Below are 4,090 nucleotides of genomic sequence, written 5' to 3'. Positions count from 1 at the left end.
GATTCTCGATCAGCTGCGCGAACGCGATGAAAATGTGCTCGAACAGTTGCAGGATGAAATGTACGACTTCTTTATTCTGAGCCGCCAAACTGACGAAGTGCGTCGTCGTCTGCTGGACGAAGTACCAATGGAAGATTGGGCGGTGGCGCTGAAAGGTACTGAAGCGCTGTTACGCCGTTCGATTTATGCCGTGATGCCTAAGCGTCAGGTACAACAACTGGAGGCGATAACCTCACGTCTTGGTCCGGTTCCGGTGAGCCGTATTGAGCAGATACGCCGTGAAATCATGGGAATTGCCCGCGAGCTTGAGGAAGCGGGTGAAATACAGCTACAGCTGTTTGCTGAACAGACGGCGGAGTAACCTATGGCGATTGAAACCATTCGTGGTCGTTACCGGCTGCATCGTTTTCCTCCTCGCCAGCGCCATCTACAGGCTGAACAGCTCACGCCGGGGATTACTCCGGCGGATTATCAGCGCCAGCTGATGGACGGCTTCCAGGAAGGGCTGCAAAAAGGTTTTGAACAGGGGATGACTGAAGGCCAGGAGCAGGGTTTTCAGGAAGGTCATCAGAAGGGGCACGATGAAGGTCGTCGTCAGGGATACACTGAAGGCAGCCTGGCCGGACAGCAGGAAGGGCGCAAGCAGTTTGAACGCGCCGCCCAGCCGCTGGAGGCTATCTCCGGCAAAGTGAATGACTATCTGGCGCACGTCCAGCGTAAACAGCGGGAAGACCTGTTGCAGCTGGTTGAAAAGGTGACCCGCCAGGTGATTCGCTGTGAGCTGGCGCTGCAACCGACGCAGCTATTATCGCTGGTCGAAGAGGCAATTTCGGCCTTTCCGGCGATGCCTGAGTCGCTACAGGTGCTGTTGAGTAACGAAGAATTTAACCGCATCAAAGATGTCGCGCCTGAGAAGGTCACAGCCTGGGGACTGACTCCCTCTCCCGATCTGCAGGCGGGCGAGTGTCGGGTGATTACCGATAAATCCGAGCTGGATATTGGCTGCGAGCATCGCCTCGAGCAATGTATGTCGGCTCTTAAAGAGTCGCTGCTGCCGGAGCCGACGGGTGAGTGATCTTTCCAGCTTCGACAACGCGCTGCGTTCTATTGAGTCGATTCCTTTAGCCCGGGTTGCCGGGCGACTGGTTCGCGTGAACGGCATTTTGCTGGAGAGCGTGGGCTGCCCGTTGGTAACCGGCCAGTTGTGCCGTGTTGAAAGCGCAAACCATACGCTGATCGACGCGCAGGCGGTGGGATTTAATCGTGATATCACCTACCTGATGCCCTTCAAACACCCCGTCGGACTGATGGCGGGGGCGCGCGTATTCCCCGAAGAAAAAGCCCAGGAGATCCTGATCAGCGAAAGCTGGCTGGGGCGGGTGGTCAATGGCCTGGGCGAACCGCTGGATGCCAAAGGCCGTCTGACCGGCAATGACGTGCTGCCACCTCAGGCGCCGTCTATCAACCCCCTTACGCGCCGGTCGGTGAACCAACCGCTGGATGTTGGTGTAAAAGCAATCAACGGGTTATTAACTATCGGCAAAGGCCAGCGCGTGGGGTTGATGGCTGGCAGCGGCGTGGGAAAAAGTGTGCTGCTGGGGATGATCACCCGCCAGACCAAGGCCGACATCGTGGTGGTGGGGTTAATTGGCGAGCGTGGCCGCGAGGTGAAAGAGTTTATCGATCACTCGCTGGGCGCGGAAGGGTTGGCAAAATCCATTATTGTGGCGGCTCCGGCGGATGAGTCGCCGTTGATGCGTTTGAAAGCCACCGAGCTGTGCCACTCTATCGCCGCCTGGTTTCGCGATCGTGGGCATCACGTTTTATTGCTGGTGGATTCGTTAACCCGTTATGCCATGGCGCAGCGTGAGATCGCGTTGTCATTGGGAGAACCTCCGGCGACGAAAGGCTATCCACCCTCGGCGTTCGGTATGATCCCTAAGCTTGTGGAAAGCGCCGGCAACAGTGAAAGTGAAGGGTCAATGACCGCCATTTACACGGTGCTGGCGGAAGGGGACGACCAACAGGATCCAATCGTTGACTGCGCGCGCGCGGTGTTGGATGGGCATATCGTACTGACCCGTAAGCTGGCGGAAGCCGGGCATTATCCAGCCATTGATATTGGGCAGTCGATCAGTCGATGCATGACCCAGGTTACGCCCTACGAGCATCAGCAATCGGCCCGTCTGCTGAAACAAAACTATGCCGCCTATATGGAAATTAAGCCGCTGATCCCGTTGGGGGGCTATGTTGCCGGAGCCGATCCCAGCGTTGATAAAGCCGTCAAAGTGTTCCCCGCCATCGAGCGTTTCCTGCGTCAGGAGGTAAGTGAACCCGCGTCACTTGAACTGGTGCAAAGTCGTTTACAGGCCCTTTTCCCCCAGGCAAAGAAAACGGAAGGTAAATAATCATGCGGCAAATTATTGATACCCTGGCGCAGTTGCAGCGCCTGCGGGATAAATCAGTCAAAGACATGACGGTCCAGTTGGCTAAACAGCAGCAGGTCTGTACCGGCTTTGACAATAACATCAAAGCGCTGGGTTACCTTATTCAAAAAACCAGCACCGGCGTTGAGGCGCCTTCGGTTGAATCACTCAAAAACGTGACCGGATACAAAGGCACGCTACGCACGGTGATTGCCTGGCAGGAACAGGAAAAAACGCTGGCTAAAATCAAAGAGCAGCGTATTCAAAAAAATCTGGTCGCCGCGGCTTGTGAAGAGAAAATTGTCGCCATGACGTTGGCAGATAAGCGTTACGCGCTGAGCAATGAGGCGCAGGTAAAAGAGCAAAAAGCCGTAGATGAAATCGCCGCGCAATGTTGGCTAAGACAGAAGACGCTGGGACTGGTATGAAAACGATCATTACTTTCGGCACATTTGATGTTTTTCATATTGGGCATCTGCGTATTCTTGAACGCGCCGGGCAGTTGGGTGAGCGGCTGATTGTCGGCGTCTCCTCAGATGCGCTAAATATGCATAAAAAAGGCCGGATGCCGGTTTATAGCCAAAGCGATCGCATGGGGATTGTTGCCGGGTTGAAATGCGTGGACAGCGTGTTTCTCGAAGAGTCGCTGGAGAAAAAAGCGGATTATATTCGCCAGTTTAACGCTGATACGCTGGTGATGGGCGATGACTGGGCTGGACGCTTTGATAGTTTGTCGTACCTGTGCGAAGTGGTCTATTTTCCCAGAACACCATCGATATCCACCACCTCGATTATTGAGGTGGTGAAGGGATACAAATAAAAAATTCGTGGACTGGGTTATTCTTCCGGTTTCATCTTGTTTTTATTTTTTATCCACACATCCAGCTGTAATTTCATATCATCAATATGTTGCACAATCAACGGTACCATGTCGGCTGAGAAAAAATGCTGCATATGCGGATGAATGCCGCCAGTACGTTGCCGATGTGCTTTATCAAGATCAAGGTAAGCTTCTCCTGATTTCTTATATTTAATTAAGGGTAATATATCAAAATGATTTGCCGGGTCAGCCTTCCATAAAAACATCTTTAGCTGATTATCAACCTTCATTAAGTGAAAGTGTTCGGAAGTGATGGCATACCCTTTCTTGAGTGGACTTCCGCCATGCTGACTTTTCTGTTGTGCAAATAGATTACGACTGTAACAAAAACGGCGTTGTGGCGTTAATGCGAAAGCTTGTTTTTCTATACCTTCAGCAGGCGTTATATCAAGTAAGGTCAGTACTGTATTGTAGATATCGACCATACTGACCATATGGTTTAAATCAACGGCTTTCATGCCTGGACAGAAAATAAATGCTGGGGTATGAACTAATGGCGTGTAGGGTTCAATACCATGCGTATAACCGCCATTAAATCCGTGCCCCCAAAAGTCATCGCCATGATCGCCAAAGGCGATAATCATTGTATTATCAAGCTTTTTGTTTTCCATCAACATTTTAATGGTCTGACCGACCATTAAATCCATACTTTGGTAGCCACGCTGCCAGCGTTCGAGGCTGTTACTGCCCCCTCTTTTGATATCATCGTAATAACACAGATGACTACTGAGGTTCCACAGATAGAGCGCGAAGGGCTCCGGGCGGGAAATGACCTGCTGCATTT

General features: G+C 52.2%; 6 protein-coding genes. 5 read left to right on the top strand and 1 reads right to left on the bottom strand.

From position 1 onward, the window contains the following. From KQJ18_RS22320 to KQJ18_RS22300, 5 genes are all read left to right on the top strand, one after another. On the top strand, positions 1–361 hold a 361-nt coding region (locus tag KQJ18_RS22320; protein ID WP_275945713.1), incomplete at its 5' end, for a FliG C-terminal domain-containing protein. 3 nt (positions 362–364) lie between these two features. Continuing rightward, complete coding sequence (gene fliH / locus KQJ18_RS22315; RefSeq protein ID WP_038637585.1) at positions 365–1,075, top strand: flagellar assembly protein FliH; 711 nt, start codon at positions 365–367, stop codon at positions 1,073–1,075. Beyond that, positions 1,068–2,408 carry a flagellar protein export ATPase FliI gene (gene fliI, locus KQJ18_RS22310; RefSeq protein ID WP_038637588.1) on the top strand — a complete coding sequence of 447 codons (1,341 nt, stop codon included), beginning with the start codon at positions 1,068–1,070 and terminating at the stop codon, positions 2,406–2,408. The genes fliH and fliI overlap by 8 nt, the downstream gene beginning before the upstream one ends. A gap of 2 nt (positions 2,409–2,410) precedes the next feature. Then, on the top strand, positions 2,411–2,854 hold the full coding sequence (fliJ, locus tag KQJ18_RS22305) for a flagellar export protein FliJ (protein ID WP_087856494.1): 444 nt from the start codon (positions 2,411–2,413) through the stop codon (positions 2,852–2,854). After that, positions 2,851–3,246 (top strand): adenylyltransferase/cytidyltransferase family protein, encoded by a 396-nt coding sequence (locus KQJ18_RS22300; RefSeq protein ID WP_038637597.1) that lies wholly within the window; start codon positions 2,851–2,853, stop codon positions 3,244–3,246. Before fliJ ends, KQJ18_RS22300 begins: the two co-directional genes overlap by 4 nt. A gap of 17 nt (positions 3,247–3,263) precedes the next feature. Here the strand turns inward: KQJ18_RS22300 and KQJ18_RS22295 are convergent. Then, positions 3,264–4,090, bottom strand: an 827-nt coding sequence (locus KQJ18_RS22295; protein WP_216422766.1) for a sulfatase-like hydrolase/transferase, incomplete at its 5' end; no start/stop codon positions are given.

Origin of the sequence: Citrobacter sp. S55_ASV_140 (assembly GCF_018919505.1) — a bacterium.
In the GTDB taxonomy this organism is placed as follows: Bacteria; Pseudomonadota; Gammaproteobacteria; order Enterobacterales; family Enterobacteriaceae; genus Citrobacter; species Citrobacter werkmanii.
This window is presented reverse-complemented; position numbering and strand designations above follow the sequence as displayed.